General features: G+C 75.2%; 15 protein-coding genes. 6 read left to right on the forward strand and 9 right to left on the reverse strand.

All coding sequences use genetic code 11. The annotated features are described in order from the left end of the window. Nucleotides 1-96 precede the first annotated feature (96 nt). Together QSK03_RS08725 and QSK03_RS08730 are read left to right on the forward strand one after the other, a co-directional pair. The gene (locus QSK03_RS08725) at nt 97-648 is read left to right on the forward strand and encodes a bifunctional nuclease family protein (protein ID WP_285650534.1); all 552 of its coding nucleotides are present in this window, start codon (nt 97-99) and stop codon (nt 646-648) included. Nucleotides 649-881: 233 nt separating this feature from the next. Further along, nucleotides 882-2396 (forward strand): glutamate-cysteine ligase family protein, encoded by a 1515-nt coding sequence (locus tag QSK03_RS08730; RefSeq protein WP_285650536.1) that lies wholly within the window; start codon nt 882-884, stop codon nt 2394-2396. On the opposite strand, the gene QSK03_RS08735 is transcribed toward QSK03_RS08730, so the two are convergent. After that, nucleotides 2393-3139 carry a class I SAM-dependent methyltransferase gene (locus QSK03_RS08735; protein ID WP_285650544.1) on the reverse strand — a complete coding sequence of 249 codons (747 nt, stop codon included), beginning with the start codon at nt 3137-3139 and terminating at the stop codon, nt 2393-2395. The two genes, QSK03_RS08730 and QSK03_RS08735, sit on opposite strands and share 4 nt — an antisense overlap. A gap of 87 nt (nt 3140-3226) precedes the next feature. On the opposite strand from QSK03_RS08735, the gene QSK03_RS08740 reads away from it, so the two are divergent. Continuing rightward, nucleotides 3227-4123, forward strand: a complete 897-nt coding sequence (locus QSK03_RS08740) for an AraC family transcriptional regulator (protein ID WP_285650910.1) — start codon at nt 3227-3229, stop codon at nt 4121-4123. Between the two features lie 23 nt (nt 4124-4146). Here the strand turns inward: QSK03_RS08740 and QSK03_RS08745 are convergent, their stop codons facing one another. The 3 genes from QSK03_RS08745 to QSK03_RS08755 form a co-directional block, all read right to left on the reverse strand. Then, on the reverse strand, nt 4147-5424 hold the full coding sequence (locus QSK03_RS08745) for an MFS transporter (RefSeq protein WP_352231963.1): 1278 nt from the start codon (nt 5422-5424) through the stop codon (nt 4147-4149). A gap of 139 nt (nt 5425-5563) precedes the next feature. Continuing rightward, on the reverse strand, nt 5564-5782 hold the full coding sequence (locus QSK03_RS08750) for a dodecin (protein WP_285650546.1): 219 nt from the start codon (nt 5780-5782) through the stop codon (nt 5564-5566). Between the two features lie 86 nt (nt 5783-5868). Further along, a complete protein-coding gene (locus tag QSK03_RS08755) occupies nt 5869-6468 on the reverse strand; it encodes a TetR/AcrR family transcriptional regulator (RefSeq protein WP_285650548.1) in 600 nt (199 codons plus the stop codon). Nucleotides 6469-6533: 65 nt separating this feature from the next. Here QSK03_RS08755 and QSK03_RS08760 point away from each other — a divergent pair, with 65 nt between their 5' ends. Further along, nucleotides 6534-7940, forward strand: coding sequence for a molybdopterin-dependent oxidoreductase (locus QSK03_RS08760; protein WP_285650550.1), 1407 nt, complete (start codon nt 6534-6536; stop codon nt 7938-7940). Next, entirely contained in the window at nt 7940-8431 is a 492-nt protein-coding gene (locus QSK03_RS08765) for a hypothetical protein (RefSeq protein ID WP_285650553.1), read from the forward strand. The genes QSK03_RS08760 and QSK03_RS08765 overlap by 1 nt, the downstream gene beginning before the upstream one ends. 22 nt (nt 8432-8453) lie before the next feature. Here the strand turns inward: QSK03_RS08765 and QSK03_RS08770 are convergent, their stop codons facing one another. From QSK03_RS08770 to QSK03_RS08785, 4 genes are read right to left on the reverse strand one after another with little or no spacing between them, the layout of a single operon-like run. After that, complete coding sequence (locus QSK03_RS08770; RefSeq protein ID WP_285650556.1) at nt 8454-9251, reverse strand: class I SAM-dependent methyltransferase; 798 nt, start codon at nt 9249-9251, stop codon at nt 8454-8456. Next, complete coding sequence (locus QSK03_RS08775; RefSeq protein WP_285650557.1) at nt 9248-9634, reverse strand: nuclear transport factor 2 family protein; 387 nt, start codon at nt 9632-9634, stop codon at nt 9248-9250. Before QSK03_RS08775 ends, QSK03_RS08770 begins: the two co-directional genes overlap by 4 nt. Continuing rightward, entirely contained in the window at nt 9631-10449 is an 819-nt protein-coding gene (locus QSK03_RS08780) for a methyltransferase domain-containing protein (RefSeq protein ID WP_285650559.1), read from the reverse strand. The genes QSK03_RS08775 and QSK03_RS08780 overlap by 4 nt, the downstream gene beginning before the upstream one ends. Next, complete coding sequence (locus QSK03_RS08785) at nt 10446-12107, reverse strand: AMP-binding protein (protein WP_285650562.1); 1662 nt, start codon at nt 12105-12107, stop codon at nt 10446-10448. The genes QSK03_RS08780 and QSK03_RS08785 overlap by 4 nt, the downstream gene beginning before the upstream one ends. 168 nt (nt 12108-12275) lie before the next feature. On the opposite strand from QSK03_RS08785, the gene QSK03_RS08790 reads away from it, so the two are divergent. Continuing rightward, nucleotides 12276-15059 carry a helix-turn-helix transcriptional regulator gene (locus tag QSK03_RS08790; protein WP_285650563.1) on the forward strand — a complete coding sequence of 928 codons (2784 nt, stop codon included), beginning with the start codon at nt 12276-12278 and terminating at the stop codon, nt 15057-15059. A 56-nt stretch (nt 15060-15115) separates the two neighbouring features. Here the strand turns inward: QSK03_RS08790 and sfnG are convergent, their stop codons facing one another. Beyond that, complete coding sequence (gene sfnG / locus QSK03_RS08795; protein WP_285650565.1) at nt 15116-16246, reverse strand: dimethylsulfone monooxygenase SfnG; 1131 nt, start codon at nt 16244-16246, stop codon at nt 15116-15118. Between the last annotated feature and the right edge of the window lie 106 nt (nt 16247-16352).

Genomic DNA, 16352 nt, shown 5'->3' on the forward strand with positions numbered 1-16352 from the left:
CACCGGGCGGGGAGACTGGCGGACGCCCGTGACAGAGGCGAGGGACCGCGGAACGGAACTCCCCGGAAGGGCCCGGGGACGTGGGAGGCTGGGGCCGTGAGCGAGATGCGGGTGGTCGGCGTGCTGGCCGTGGACGACGCGACGCAGCAGGGCGGCGGATCGTCGGGCACGGGCGAGAGCCGGCACCCCGTCGTGCTGCTGCAGGAGACCGAGGGCAAGCGGTGCCTGCAGATCTGGATCGGGCTGGCCGAGGCCGAGGCGATCGCCCTCGAGCAGCAGGGGCGGCTGCCCGAGCGCCCGCTGACGCACGTGCTGATCTCCGACGTCGTGTCCGCGCTCGGCAGGCGCCTGGAGCGCATCGAGATCACCGAGGTCCGCGGCGGCACCTTCTACGCCGACCTGGTGTTCGACCGCGGCCTGCGCGTCTCCGCACGTCCCAGCGACTCGATCGCCATCGCGCTGCACGCCGACGTGCCCATCCACGCGACCGAGGGCGTGCTCACCGACGCCGGCGTGGTGGTGGAGGACGACGAGACCGAGGAGGCCGCCGCCGGGGGCGGGGCCGCGAGCAACGACGAGGACGAGGTCGACCGGTTCCGGGCGTTCCTCGACAACATCTCGCCGGAGGACTTCGGACGAAGCGGCTGACGCCTCCGCGGATCTCGTGGGTGAGAGGTCACCGCTGGTCGACCAGCGGTCCGCTTCCGTCGTGCCCTACGCTGAACGGACGCTTTCCGCGGGCGGACGGCGTTCGCGGCTGGCGTGTCCCCGCGGGCTGTGTCAGCGTGACCGCTCGTCGGGGTTCGCGGAGGTGCCGTGACGTCGCCCGCGAGGCGCCGCGCGGTGGTCGGGTCGGATCGTGGACGGGAGCCGGTCGGGTAATGGGCCAGCACCTCACCGCGACCCTCTTCACCGCCTCGGACCAGGCCCGGTACCGCCATCGCATCCACCGCTGCCTCGAGGCGTTCGGGCGGATGGTCAGCGAGGGCCGGTTCGCCGGGGCGGAGCCGAGCACCGGCGTCGAGATCGAGCTCGCCCTGGTCGACGAGGACATGCGCCCGGCGATGCTCAACCACGCCGTGCTCGACCGCTCCGCCACCGACGTCCTGACCTCCGAGCTCGGCCGGTGGAACCTCGAGATCAACCTCCCGCCGCGGCTGCTGCCCGGCGCCACCGCCCGCGACCTCGAGCAGGACGTCCTGAACGCCGTCACGACGGCGGCCGACTGCGCCCGTCCGGTCGGGGCGCGCGCGGTGACGATCGGCATCCTGCCCACGCTCGCGGCCGAGCACCTCGCGTCCGACCAGCTCACCGAGGACCCGCGCTACGCCCTGCTGAACCGGCAGATGCTCACCGCGCGCGGCGAGCCGTTCCGCCTCGACATCACCGAGCCGCCGGCGTCGCGCCACGGCCCGGCCGACGGCGCGCCCGCCGAGCACCTCGTCCTCGACGTCGACTCGATCGCCCCCGAGGCCGCCTGCACCTCGCTGCAGCTGCACCTCCAGCTCACCCCCGAGCACTTCCCGGCGTACTGGAACGCCGCCCAGGCCGTGGCGGGCCTTCAGGTCGCGGTCGCGGCGAACTCGCCGTTCCTGCTCGGACGCCGGCTCTGGGCCGAGACCCGGGTGCCGCTGTTCACCCAGGCCGTCGACACCCGCCCCGTCGAGCTGCGCAACCAGGGGGTCCGCCCGCGCGTGTGGTTCGGCGACCGGTGGGCCCAGTCCGCCTACGACCTGTTCGAGGAGAACGTCCGCTACTTCGGCGCCCTCCTCCCCCTGGCCGAGGACGAGGACCCGCTCGCGGAGCTCGACGCCGGCCGCGCCCCGAGCCTGCAGGAGCTGCGGCTGCACAACGGCACGGTGTGGCGCTGGAACCGCCCGGTGTACGACGTCGCCGACGGCGTCGCGCACCTGCGTCTCGAGAACCGCGTGCTGCCCGCCGGGCCGACCGCCGTCGACGCCGTCGCCAACGCGATGTTCTTCTACGGCGTCATCCGGGCCCTCGCCGAGTCCGACCGGCCGCCGTGGCAGCTGATGTCGTTCGACGCCGCCGAGGCCAACTTCACCGCCGGCGCCCGCCACGGGATCGAGGCCGCCCTCTACTGGCCCGGCGTCGGCACCGTGCGCGCCGACGAGCTCGTGCTGCGCCGCATGCTCCCGCTGGCCCAGGAGGGGCTCGCGTCCTGGGGCGTCGACGGCGCCGCGATCGACCGCTACCTGGGGATCATCGAGCAGCGCTGCGTGCGCCGGCGCACGGGCGCCACCTGGCAGGTGCGGGCCGTCGCCGACGCCCAGTCCCGCGGGCTCGACCGGGGCAACGCCGTGATGACGATGATGCGCGGCTACCTCGAGGGCATGGAGGCCAACGAGCCCGTGCACGACTGGCCCGGCATCTAGGGCATCGAGGCGGGCTTCACCGCGCGGTGGAACACCACCCGGCCCAGCCGCCGGGAGCGGTGGGAGACGGCGTCGATGCCCGTGAACCCGGCCTCGGCCAGCATCGTCCTGAGATCCTGGGCGTCGACGAGGTGCGGTGACGCCGCGGCCTCGTGACCGTGCCCGGCACCGTGCCCGTGGTCGTGCCCGTGGTCGTGGCCGTGGTCGTGGTCGTGGGCGTGGTCGTGGCCGGGCGCGTGGCGGGCGAACAGCCCGACCACGCCGGGCTCGGAGGCGTCGGGGTCGGAGAGGTGCAGGCTCCCGCCGGGTGCGAGGACGCGGTGGACCTCGGCGAGCATCGCGCGCTGCTGGTCCGGCGGCAGGTGGTGGAACATGAACGACGACAGCACCCGGTCCACCGAGCCGTCGGGCTGCGGCAGCCGGTCGGCGTACCCGCGCTCGAGGTGCAGCGTGGCACCCTGCCGGGCGGCCTTGCGGGCGGCGAGCTCGAGCACGGCCGGGTCGGGATCGAGGCCCACGAACGTGGCGCCGGGCGCGACGCGCGCGGCGAGCAGGAGGACCTCCCCGGTGCCGACGCCGATCTCCAGCACGGTCTGCCCGGGCGCGAGCCCGGCCTGGGCCACCAGCTGCCAGTGCACCGGCCGGGCGCCGAGGAGGCGGGTGAACGTGTCGTAGAAGGCCACCGGCATGCCGTTGCCGACCGCCGGCAGGAACGGACGCTCGGTGGACGGGGACTCGGTCACGGCGCGGACCTCCTGGGACGAACATCGGTGGACCACTCCACGGTGCTGGTGCGCCGACCAGGCCACAAGGGACGATCCACGGTCGTGATGGGACGGAACGTGGATGCCGCCGCGCGCGTCCCCCTGATCGGGTTCCCGCGCTCGCCCGGGACGCCGCCGGTGACGGTGGAGCGGTGGACCGGGCCGCAGTCCCACCACGGCCCGGCGGCGAGGGGGACGCACGCCCACGACTTCCTCGTGCTGCTCCACGTCGAGCGCGGCCACGGTCCGATGCGCGTGGACGACCGGGCGTTCGACCTCGGTCCGGGCGACGTGCTCCTCATCGCCCCCGGCGCGGTCGTGACCCCACCGGACGCCCGCGTCCCCGACGACGGCGCGACGTGGGCGGTGTTCTTCCCGGTCGACGCCGTGGACCCCGCCGGCGCGGCGCCCCTCGTGTCGTGGCGGGCACACCCCCTGCTCGCGCCCTTCGCGGGCGGGCACGGCGGCGCCCAGAAGCTCACGGTGCCCGCGGACGAGCGTCCCGCCTGGCGGGCGGAGCTCGAGGCCCTCGCCACGGAGCTCGCCGAGCGCCGCGACGGGGCGGGGGACGCCGTGCGGGCGCACCTGACGCTGCTGCTCGTGCGGCTGGGGCGCCTCGAGGTGGACGTGCCCGGCGCGCTGGCCGACCGCCCGGTGCTCGCCGCGGTGTTCGACGTCGTCGAGCGGCGGTTCGCCGAGCCGATCACCCCGCAGGACGTGGCGCGGGAGGTCGGGCTGACGCCCGGGCACCTCACCACGCTCGTCGGCCGGGAGACCGGCCGGACCGTCGGGCAGTGGCTCACCGAGCGACGGATGCGCGAGGCGCGACGCCTGCTGGTGACCACGGACCTCACCGTCGCCGCCGTCGCGGGCCGCGTCGGGTACCGGGACCCGGGCTACTTCGTGCGCCGGTTCCGCCGGGAGCACGGCGTGCCGCCGCAGGGGTGGCGGCGCGGTGCCTGATCGCATGTGAGCAGTTGGGCGCGCTATAGCGCGCCCAACTGCTCACGAGCGCGGGAGCGCACCGCCCAGAGCCCCGCCACCACCGCGGCCAGGGCCGAGAGCGCGCCGCCGAGCCAGAGAGGCGCGCGGCCGCCGAGCTCCTCGGCGAGCCAGCCCAGCGCGGGTCCGCCCAGGGGCGTGCCGCCGAGCATCACGAGCATCCACAGACCCATGACGCGCCCGCGGACCGACTCGTCGACCCCGAGCTGCACCGCGGCGTTGGCCGCGCTGGTGAACAGCAGCTGGGCGGCGCCGGTCGGCACGAGCAGGAGGGCGACCAGCGCGTAGGTGGGCATGAGCCCGGCCGTGACCTCGCAGAGGCCGAAGACGACGCCGGCGACCACGACCGTCCGCAGGCGCGGCCGTCCGACCCGGCGCGCCGCGGTGAAGGCCCCGATCAGGCAGCCGACGGCGAGCGACGAGGTCAGCAGGCCGTAGGACTCCGCGCCGCGCCCGAAGACGTTGCGGGCCATGAGGGCCAGCGTCACGAAGAAGTTGATGCCGAGCGTCGAGACGAAGAAGGTCAGCACCAGCAGGAGCACCACGTCGGGGTGCCGACGCACCTCGCGCAGCCCGGCCCGGACCGCGCCGCGCTCCCGGGGCGCCCGCGCGTAGGCGAACATGTCGGCCGGCCGCATCATCGCGAGGCCGGTCAGCACCGCCGCGAACGTGATCGCGTTGAGCAGGAAGACCCAGCCGGTGCCGACAACGGCGATCACGAGGCCCGCGACGGCAGGTCCGAGGACGCGCGCGGTGTTGAACGTCATCGAGTTCAGGGCGACGGCGTTGGCCAGCGCGCCCGAGCCCACCATCTCGCCCGCGAACGACTGCCGCACCGGCCCGTCGAGGGCGGAGAAGACACCCAGCAGCACGCACAGGACGTAGACCTGCGTGAGCGTGACGGCGCCGGAGACGTCGAGCAGCCCGAGCACGAGGGCGCAGACGCCCATGGCGACCTGCAGCGCCATGAGCAGGCGGCGCTTGTCGTAGCGGTCGGCGATCGCGCCGCCCCACAGCGAGAGCAGCAGCGTCGGGCCGAACTGCAGCGCCGCGGCGACGCCGAGGGCGATCGGGCTGCCGCCGGAGAGCTCGAGGACCAGCCAGTCCTGGGCGACGCGCTGCATCCACGTCCCGACCAGCGAGACGACCTGGCCGGACGCGAAGAGGCGGTAGTTGCGGACCCGCAGGGCGGCGAACATGCCGCCAGGGCGGTCGTCGTCCTCGGGGTGCCGCTGGGTGGGGGCGGTGTCGACCTCGCTCACCGGGGTCCACCGTCGCACGCCACTCTCGTGAGCTTACCTAACGACTTCGTGGCGGGCGGTGTCAGCGAAGTGCCGTCACGGACGCTGAGTGTCCGTAACGGCACTTCGCTGACCACGCCGCGCGCGGTCAGGGCTTCGGTCAGGGCTTGGTGTCCTCGAGGGCGAAGCCGATGTTCAGGGTCACCTGGAAGTGCCCGACCTCACCGTTCTCCACGTGCCCGCGGATCTCGGAGACCTCGAACCAGCTGACCTGGCGCAGGCTCTCCGAGGCCCGGCGCACGGCGCCGCGGATGGCCTCGTCGACGCTCTCGCTGGAGGTCCCGACGACCTCGGTCTTCCGGTAGATGTTGTCCGCCACCCGGGGGCTCCTTCGCTTGGTCGGCGTGCTTCTCCTCGAACCGGTACCCGTTCTCCGGCGGACGCCCACGTGACGCCGCCGGCGCCTCAGGGCGGGCGGACGTGGTCGACGGCGGCACCGAGAGCGAGGCACAGCACGTGGAGATCGCGGTGGAGCCGGGCGAGCATGAGCCCGCCCTGGACGGCGGCGAGCACCGCTACGGCCATGTCGCCGGCGTCACGGGTCGCGTCGACGGTGCCGTCGCGCTGCCCGGCGGCGAGCAGCGCGGCGATGCGGTCCTGCCACCGCGCGAAGGCCGCCGCCTGGTGCTCGCGCCACCGCGGCTCGGCGTCGACCTGTCCGCTGAACACCCCGAGCGGGCAGGCGAAGGGCCCACCCCCGTCGCGGTGCAGCTCGAACAACGACCGGGCCCACGCCCGGACGTCGTCGCCGTCGAGCGCCGGCTGGGCGGCGAGCACCCGCTCGAGCTGGCGGTCGATGACGGCGAGAACGAGGTCGGACTTGCCGCCGAAGTAGTGGTAGAGCTGCGACTTCCCGGTGCCGCTGGCGGCGAGGACGTCCCCGACACCGGTCGCGGCGATCCCGCGCTCGTGCATCAGGTCGGCGGCCGCGTCGACGATCGCGTCGCGCGTCCGGCGGCCGCGCGCCGTCGGCGGCGTGCCCGGACGCGCGTCCTCCGCCGTCACCCGTTCACCCTCCTCGTCACGACGTCGATTGTACCGATAGGTACAGTCTGCGCTAGGGTCGCGCCATGACCGCCGTGGAGCCCACCGACCGGCCCGGACCCGGCACGGGCACGGACGCGGAGGGGGACGCCGCAGACGGGTCCGGGAACCGGCACTACGGCTTCCCGGCGCCCCTCTTCCGGGCCCTGGGCCGGATCCCGGTCCCGCCGCCCGCCGACCCCCGCACCTGGCGCAGCCCCTTGCGCGGTCGCTGGCTGACCTCGGTGCTCGGGCTGGTGCTGCTCGTCGGCCTGCCCGTCGTGATCCTCACGGGCCTGCTGTCCTACATCGCCTACGGGCCGCAGTTCGGCCAGGCGATCCCCGGCGACGTCGGGTACCTGCGCCTGCCGCCCTTCGACTGGCCGACCTCGCCGTCGTGGCTCTACCGCCTCACGCAGGGCCTGCACGTCGGGCTCGGCCTGGTGCTCGTCCCGGTGATCCTGACCAAGCTCTGGTCGGTGGTGCCCAAGCTGTTCGCCTGGCCGCCGGTGCGCAGCCTCGCGCAGCTGCTCGAGCGGATCTCGCTGCTGGCGCTGGTCGGCGGAATCCTGTTCGAGCTGGTCACCGGCATCATGAACATCCAGTACGACTACTCGTTCGGCTTCGACTTCTACACCGCGCACTACTGGGGCGCGTGGGTGTTCATCGCGGGCTTCCTCGCCCACGTCGCGATCAAGCTGCCGACGATGGTCCGCGCGCTGCGCACCGGGGCCCCGGGTCGGTGGCTGCACGACACGACCGCGGAGACCGTGCCGGAGCCGCCCGACGACGAGCCGGGGCACAGCCTGGTCGCGGTGTCGCCGAGCCCGCCGACGATGAGCCGCCGGACCCTGATCGGCGCGGTCGCCGGCGGCAGCGCGCTCGTCGGGGTGCTGACCATCGGGACCACCGTCGACGCGCTCCGCCCGCTGGCCTTCCTCTCGCCGCGCGGGCGGTCGTACGGCACCGGGCCCAGCGACTTCCAGGTCAACCGCACCGCGTTCGCCGCGGGCGTCGGGCCCGGGATCGGCGACGGCTACGCGCTGGCGCTGCGCGGGGGCCCGGCCGGCGAGGTTCGGCTGGACCGGGCGGCGCTGGGCGCGCTGCCCCAGCACACCGCGACGCTGCCGATCGCGTGCGTCGAGGGCTGGTCGGTGACGCGGACGTGGACCGGCGTGCGGCTGCGCGACCTCGCCGCCCTGGCCGGTGTCCCGGCGCCCGCCACCGCGTTCGTCCAGTCCCTGGAGCGGGCCGGGCCGTTCGCCCGCGTGACGCTGCAGGGCAACCAGGTGCTCGACCCCGACGCGCTGCTCGCCCTGCGCGTGGGCGAGGACGCGGGTGCGATGGCCGACCTCTCGCTCGACCACGGCTTCCCGGCGCGCGTGATCGTCCCGGCGCTCCCGGGCGTGCACAACACCAAGTGGGTCGGCGCGATCGACTTCCGGAGCGCGTGATGGGCCGCTTCCGACGCTTCTACGGCGAGCACCCGCTGCACCTGCTCGCGCTGCTCGGCTGCTTCGCGCTGGCCGGGGCCGCGGTGCTCGCGCTCGTGCCGGACCCGAGCGCGGTCACGATCCTCATCTGGTTCGCCGCCGCCGTGATCGGCCACGACCTCGTGCTCTACCCGCTCTACGCCCTCGCCGACCGATCCCTGGTGCTGACGCGGTGGGTGCGCCGGCGCGTCTCGTCCCGGGCGGTGCTGGTGCCCGCGACCAACCACGTCCGCCTGCCCGCGATCGGCGCGGCGCTCGTCGGGCTGATCTGGTTGCCGACGATCTCCGGCAACGGCGCTCCCGTCCTGTTCTTCGCCGCCGGCCTCCCCCCGACCGTCGACTACGTCTCCCGCTGGCTGCTGCTCACCGCCGCGCTCTTCCTCGCCAGCGCCGTCGTCTACGCCGTCCGCCTGGGTCGGGCGGCCGTCCGTGAACGGTCGTCCCGGCCGTAGCCGGGACGACCGCACCGTGGGGTCAGGGCTTGCGGCCCCAGGCCGAGACGAGCGGCGGGTTGGACATGTGGAGGCGCCCGGAGCCGAGCGCGTCGAGGTGGGCCGCGAGGTCGTCCTCGGTCGCCCACCCGGTGGCGACGAGCCCCGCGCCGACCTGGTGCACGTTGGCGGCCTCGAGCCGGGCGACGGCGGGGTCCGCGAGGGGGAAGGTCGCGTCCGCTCCCACGTCGACGAGACCCGCCTCGCCCATCACGCGGGGCAGCGCGCGCCCGTAGCGCAGGTGGACGCCGCGCCGGGCGAGCAGGTCGATGAAGCCCGCCCGGAGGCGGTTGGCGCGCTGGCCGTCGACGTCGCCGCGCTCCTCGGCCTCGAGGCACGGGACCGGCTGGCTCTCGACGTCGTAGTCCTCGACGAGGACCCACCCGCCGGGCCGCAGCGCCCCGATCATCCGCCGCAGCGCCTCGTCGCGCTCGGGCACATGCGTGAGCACCAGCCGGGCGTGCACGAGGTCGAACTCCTTGCCCGGCGGGTCGTCGGCCGCGACGTCGTGGACACGCACCTCGACCCCCGGCGGGACGTCGTCGATCCACCCGACGTCGAGGTCGGTCGCGAGGACCCGGCCCCGTGGTCCGACGAGCCTTGCGAGCATCGCCGGCACCGAGGGACCCCCGGCGCCGACCTCCCAGCACGCGCCGCCCGGGGGCAGCCCGAGGGCTTCCACGTGGCGGGCGGTGACCGGGTCGTAGAGCGCCGAGAGCGCCGCGAAGCGCGCCGCGGCCTCGCTCGCTGCGTTGTCCAGCAGGTAGGTCGATGCGCTCATGTGGCACTCCCGTCGCGATAGGGCGCCCGCCAGTCCGGCGCGTCCCAGGGCGGTCCGCCGTAGATCGTCTCGCGCACGACCCGGCCGTCACGGAACTCGAGGATGCTCACGCCGTGGTGCGGGTCGCCGCCGTCGTAGCGGACCAGGGCCTCGGCGACCCACACGTCCCCGGACCCGACGATCCGGCGCAGGTCGAACGTCACGTCGGCCGGGTAGCGCCGCCGCCACCCGAGGAACGTCCGCCGGCCCGTGAACCGCTCGCCGGACTGCGGGAACTCCAGCATCGCGTCCGCGGCGAAGATCTCGTGGGCGAGGTCGGGATCCCGGCCGCTGAGCTGCACGTAGCGCTCGATCGCCGCCCGCCGGGTCACGTCGTCGCTCACGACGCGGGCCGGTGCGCGACCGCCGCGAACACAGCGATCATGATCTCGGGGCGCTCGGACCGGTCGTCCATGGCCGCGGCCGCGGCGCCCCAGCGGGCGACGTCGCCCGCGTCCGCGATCCCCGAGGCGACCATCGCGTCCCGCGCCGCCCACGCCGGACCACGCACCCCGACGGGCAGCGGCTGGATGTCGAACCAGCCGCGGAAGGCGTCGACCTCGAGCCCCGCCGACCGGGCGAGCGTCGCGAGGCGCCGGCCGACCCGCACGTCGTTGCCGCGCTCGGCGTGCCAGCGCGCGTAGCGCTCCGTCATGTCCTCGATGTCGGGGCTCGAGGGGTCGATGCCCGCGGCGGACGCGTCGACGTCGAGCAGGTACACGTGCCCGCCGGGCCGCACGAGCGACGCGAGGTGGGAGACGATGCGCTGCTCGGCGCCGCCGTTGTGGGCGAGCACGTGGCGCAGGACGGCCACGTCGTACGAGCCCGCGGGCAGGCCGGTGGCGTCGGCGCGGCCCTGCCGCACGCCCGCGCGGTGGATGCCGGCGCCGGCGAGCACGGAGCGGGCCGTCGCCACCGCCTCGGGGTCCCCGTCGACGCCGGCGACCGCGCCGTGCGGTCCGACGCACTCGGCCAGCGCCAGCAGCATCGCCCCGGGCCCGCAGCCGACGTCGACCACCCGCGCCCCGGCCCGCAGCCCGGCCAGCTCCCACAGATCCGCCTCCTGCACGCGGGCCCGCTGCGCCATGAAGCGGTAGCGCTCGAGCTCGTCGGGCGAGAGCCGCAGCGCGTAATGCGCGTCGGGCTCGGTCGCGGTCATCGCGCGACGACCGTGCGGCCGGACGGGTCGGACGGGTCGGCCGGTGTCCCGGCCCGCTCCCCCGCCGGGAGCGCACCCTCGCGGTGCGCGGCGACCAGCACCCGGCGCAGGATCTTCCCCGACGGCGAGACCGGGATGGCCTCGACGAACGCGACCTCGGTGATCCGCTTGTGCGGCGCGACCCGGGCCCCGACGTACGCGAGGATCTCCGCGGCCTCCACCCCGTCGGCGGCCACGACCACGGCCTTCGGGCGCTGCCCGGCGCGGTCGTCGTCCACGGGGATGACCGCGGCGTCGGCGACCCCGGGGTGCTCCCGCAGCACCGCCTCCAGCTCCGCCGGGGCCACCTGGAGGCCCTTGACCTTGATCAGTTCCTTGAGCCGGTCCTCGACGAACAGGTTCCCGTCGGCGTCGAAGCGCGCCAGGTCGCCCGTGTGCAGCCAGCCGTCGTCGTCGATCGTGGCGGCGCTCGCCCCGGCGTTGCCGAGATAGCCCGCCATGAGCTGCGGTCCGCGCACCCACAGCTCGCCGGTCTCGGCCGGGTCCCGGTCGGCACCGGTCTCCGGGTCGACGATGCGCGCCTCCATCCCCGGCAGCAGCCGGCCGCACGACCCGGGCACGACGGGCACCGTGGCGTCGAACAGCGCGATCGCCGCGACCGCCTCGGTCATGCCGTAGCCCTGCCCCAGCGGGCACCCGACCCGGCGCGCGCACTCCTGCTGCAGCTCCGCGCCGAGCGGGGCCGCCCCGCAGCCGAGCAGCCGCAGCGACGAGAGGTCGTGGCGGGCGACGGCGGGGTGGCGCGCCATGGCCAGCACGATCGGCGGCACGACGATCGAGACGGTGACCCGCTGGTCGGCGATCGTCGCGAGGTAGGCCTCGACGTCGAACCGCGGCAGCGTCACGACCGCGCCGCCGGCCCGCAGCGTCACCGCCGCGACCACCGCGAGGCCGACGGCGTGGAAGAACGGGGCCACGGCCATCGAGCGGTCGTCGGGCGTGAGGCCCATGAGCTCCTGGGCCTGCGCGGTGTGCGTGACGATCGCGCGGTGGGTGAGCATCACGCCCTTCGCCAGCCCGGTGGTGCCCGACGAGTAGGGCAGCAGCGCGAGGTCGGTGCCGGGGTCGACGAGCCCGCGCGGCACCACCACGTCGGTGCCGGCGTCCAGGACGTTGCCGTAGGCGATCTCGCCGTCGGGATCGCCGATCACGATGATCCCCACGTCACGGGCCTGCTGGGACACCGCGGCCCGCACCAACGGCAGGAACATCGGCACCGTCACCACGGACCGCGCCCGGCCGTCGCGCAGCTGGGCGGCGATCTCGTCGGACGTGTAGAGCGGGTTGATGCCGGACACCACCCCGCCCGCGGTCATGGTGCCGAAGCAGGAGACGAGCCACTCCGGGCCGTTGGGGGCCACGACGGCGACGACGTCACCCGGCGCGAGGCCCCCGGCCCTCATCCCGGCGGCGAACCGCTGCACGTCCCGGCGCAGCTCGCGGTAGGTCACGACGCGGCCTGTCGGCCCGTCGACGACGGCCGGGGCGTCCGGGCGGGCGGCGTCGTGGTCGAGCAGGTACTCGGGGACGGTCACGTCGGCCACGACCACGGCGGGTCGGGGGCTGCGGACGACACGGTCGTCGGACAGAGCGGTCATCGGGTCCTCCGGATCACGAGGTCCGGGCCAGGACAGCCCCGATCCGGGCTCTCGGCGTCGGGGCGCCACCCCGAGAACTGCGGATGTAGTCACATCTCGTGATGGCGTGAGGCATGTCGCCCCTCCTACGGTGGTCCGACCGGGGGCGATGAGACACGGAGTGTCGTCATGGGGCTGGCGACGACGGGCACGGCTGCGCACGACGCGGCGCTGCTCGAGCGTGAGCACGAGCTCGGGGTGCTCGCGGAGGTCGTCGCGTCGGCCGCGGGCGGCCACGGCGGTCTGGTCTGGATCGAGGGCCCGCCCGGGATCGGCAAGACGCGCCTGCTCAGCGCGGCCCGCGACCGGGACGGCACGGCCACCGTGCTCACGGCCCGGGGCGGCCCGCTGGAACGGGATTTCGCGTTCGGGGTCGTCCGCGACCTGTTCGAGCCGCTCCTCGCCGCCGACGGGGACGAGCTGTTCGCCGGCGCCGCCCGGCTGGCCGCGCCCGCGCTGACCCTCGAGGGACCGCCCGAGGGCGACCCGGCCGGCACCCTGCACGGCCTCTACTGGTTGGTGGCGGGCGTCGCCGAGCGCGGCCCGGTCATGCTGCTGGTCGACGACGCGCACCTCGCGGACGCGGCGTCGCTGCGCGCCCTGGCCTACGTCGCGCGCCGGGTCGCCGAGCTGCCCGTCGCGATCGTGCTCGCCCTCCAGGACCCGGCCGCCCTCCTCGAGCCCGCGGTGGTCGACGCGCTGCGCGAGGCCGACGTCGCCACCGTGCTGCGCCCCGGACCCCTCAGCGAGGCCGCCGTCGGCGCCCTCGTCGACGGCCGCCTCGGGACCGTCCCCACCGCCTTCGTCCGGGCCTGTCACGAGGCCACCGGCGGCAACCCCCTGCTCGTGCGGGCCCTGCTCGGGGCCGTGGCCGAGGCCGGGGACGGGGCGCGGGGGCCCGAGATCGTCGCCGAGCTCGCGCCCACGGTGGTCGCGCGGTTCGTCGCGCGGCGGCTCGGCGAGGCCGGCGGGGACGCCACGGCGGTCGCCGGGGCGGTGGCCGTCCTCGGCGGGACCGCCGAGCTGCGCCACGTCGTGGCGGTCGCCGGGCTCGACCCCGACCGTGCGGCCGTCGGGGCGGAGACGCTCGTGGCCGCCCGGCTGCTGGCCCCGGGGCGGCCCCTGACCTTCGAGCACTCGCTGATCGAGCAGGCGGTCGCCGACCGGCTCGGGCCCGCCGAGCGCCACCGCGGGCACCGCCGCGCCGCCGACGCCCTCGCCGCGGACGGCGCCGGCGCGGAGCTGGTCGCCGCGCAGCTGCTGCACACCGAGGCGTTCGCCGACCCGACCGTCGTGGCGTGGCTGCGGGCGGGTGGCCGGGCGGCCCTGCGCAAGGGCGCGCCGGAGACCGCCCGGGCGTACCTGCAGCGGGCCGCCGCCGAGCCCCCGCCCGCCGAGGAGCGGGCGGCCGTGCTCCACGAGCTAGGCACGGCGACCGCGCGGGTGTCGCACACCGAGGGCGTCGTCCTGCTCGAGGAGGCGTTCGCGACCGCCACCCACCCGCGGCGGCGCGGTCTCGTCGCGCTCGACCTGGCCCGCGAGCTGCAGACGACGCTCGCCTTCCCGCGCGCCCTCGCGGTGCTCGACGAGGCGCGGGCGGGCCTCGACGACGGCAGCGAGGCCGCGATCGAGCTCGCCGCGGCGTCCGCGGGCCTGGCGCGGCGCGATCCGGCCCGGCGGGGCGAGGCCGTCGCGCTCACCCACGCCCTGCGCCGCGAGGGCCGGCTACCCGCGCGCGGCGGGGCGATCCTGCTCGCGACCACCGCCCTCGAGGCACTCCAGACCGACCGTGACACCGGTGCGGTGGACACCGCGGTGGCGATGGCGCGCGAGGCCCTCGACGCGACGCTGCGCGAGCCCGCCCCGGACCCGGCCGTCGTCCTGCCCGCGACGATGGTGCTGGTGGCGATCGACCACCTCGAGCCCGTGCGCGCCGCCGCCGAGGCGATGCTCGCCGGGGCCCGGCGGCGGGGGTCGACCGTCGACTTCGCCGCCGCGAGCGTGCTGCGCACCCAGACCCGCTACCTGCAGGGCGACCTGGTGGAGGCCGAGGCGGACGCCCGGCTCGCCGACGCGCTCGCGGTCGAGCACGGGCTGCACGCCGCGCGGCGCTACACCCTGAGCTGGCTGGTCGTGGTCCTCGTGGAGCGCGGCGCGGTCGACGAGGCCGCGGCGACGCTGGACGCGGCGCAGGGCCACACCGGGTTCGCGTACCTGCTCGCCGCGCGGGGGCGGCTGCGTCTCGCGCAGGGACGGGCGGGCGAGGCGCGCGACGACTTCACGGCGTGCGGCGAGCGCCTGCGCCTGCGCGGGATCAGCCATCCCGGGCTGCTGCCCTGGCGGACCGGGCTCGCGGCCGCCCAGCACCGGCTCGGGGACACGGCGTCGGCGGTGGGGACCGCCGACGACGCGGTCGCGGTCGCCCGCCGGTACGCGACGCCCCGGGCGCTCGCCGACGCGCTGCGGACGCGCGGGCTGGTGGGCGGCACGATCGCGCCGCTGCGCGAGGCGGTGACGCTGCTCGGGCCCACCCCCGCACGCCTGGACCTGGCGCGCGCCCACGTCGACCTCGGCGCGGCGCTGCGGCGCACGAACCAGCGGGCGGCGGCGCGCACGCTGCTCGCCACCGGCCAGGACCTGGCGGTGCGCTGCGGCGCGGACCGTCTCGTCGACCGCGCCCGCGAGGAGCTGCACGCCGCCGGCGCCCGGCCCCGCCGCGTGGCCGTGACCGGCGCCGAGTCGCTGACCGCGGCCGAGCGCCGGGTCGCCGAGCTCGCCGCCGACGGCCTGTCGAACCGCGAGGTCGCCCAGGCGCTGTTCGTCACGACGAAGACGGTCGAGACCCACCTGGGGCACGTGTACCGCAAGCTCGACGTCGCCGGCCGCGACGAGCTCGCCGCGTGCCTGGGATGACCGGGATACGTGAGCGAACTTTGGTGCTATAGCACCAACGTTCGCTCACATGGGGGTCAGGCCTGGGCCAGCGCGGGGGCGGGTTCGGCGTCGGGGAGCTCGGCCTCCTTCTCGCGGATGATCGGCAGGACCTCCTTGCCGAACTGCTCGATCTCCTCCTTCACGTGCAGGAAGCACAGGAGGTTGAGGTCGACGCCGAGCTTCTTGTACTCGATGATCCGGTCGGCGACCTGCTCGGCGGTGCCGATGAGCTGGGTCTTGAAGCCGTCGTTGTACTGCACGAGGTCCTCGAACGACGACTCCGCCCACATGCCCTTGCCGTCGGAGGCCGACGCGCCGGCCTGCTGGACGGCCTGGCGGAAGCCCTCGACCTGGTCCTTGTTGGCCTTGTCGACGATCTCGCGCAGGGTGTCGCGGGCCTCCTTCTCGGAGTCCCGGACGATCATGAAGCCGTTGAGCCCGAAGTTCACCGTGCGGTCGTTCTCCGCGGCCTCGGTGTTGACGTCGTGGAGCTGCTCGACGACACCGTCGAAGTCCTTGCCGTTGGAGAAGTAGAAGTCCGACACGCGGCCGGCCATCTTGCGCGCCGCCGTCGAGTTGCCGCCCTGGAAGATCTCCGGGTGCGGCCGCTCCGGGGTGTTGAGCGGCTTGGGCTTCAGCGAGTAGTCGTGGAACCGGTAGAAGTCGCCGAGGAACGTGAAGTCGTCCTCCTCCCAGATCCCCTTGAGGCAGCGGATGAACTCCTCGGTGCGCCGGTAGCGCTCGTCGTGCTCGAGCCACGGCTCGCCGAAGGCCTGGAACTCGCCCTTGAACCACCCGGAGACGACGTTGGTGGCGAAGCGGCCGTTCGTCAGGTGGTCGGCGGTGGCGCCGAAGTTGGCGAAGACGCCGGGGTGCCACATGCCGGGGTGCACGGCGGCCATGACCTTGAGGCGCTCGGTCGCCATCATGATCGCCAGCGAGAGCGACGTGGACTCGTGCTGGTACTCGGCCGAGTAGCTGGCCATGTACCGGACCTGGGAGAGCGCGAACTCGAACCCGGCGTTCTCCGCCGCGATGGCGGTCTCGCGGTTGTAGTCCCAGTTCCAGTCGGTGCGCTGCTCGATGGCGCTGGTGACCAGGCCCCCGGAGACGTTGGGGACCCAGTAGGCGAAGCGCAGGGGCTTGGTGGGGGTGCCGACGGACACGGCAGGTGCCTCCTCGTCGAGGGGGATGACGCGCGGGAGCTCCCACGCGGAAACGGGCGAGAGGTGACGAACGGAGCTCAGCGACAGAGAGACGTCGCGAGCTTCC

The organism is Actinomycetospora sp. NBRC 106375, from assembly GCF_030269665.1.
Lineage (GTDB): Bacteria > Actinomycetota > Actinomycetes > Mycobacteriales > Pseudonocardiaceae > Actinomycetospora.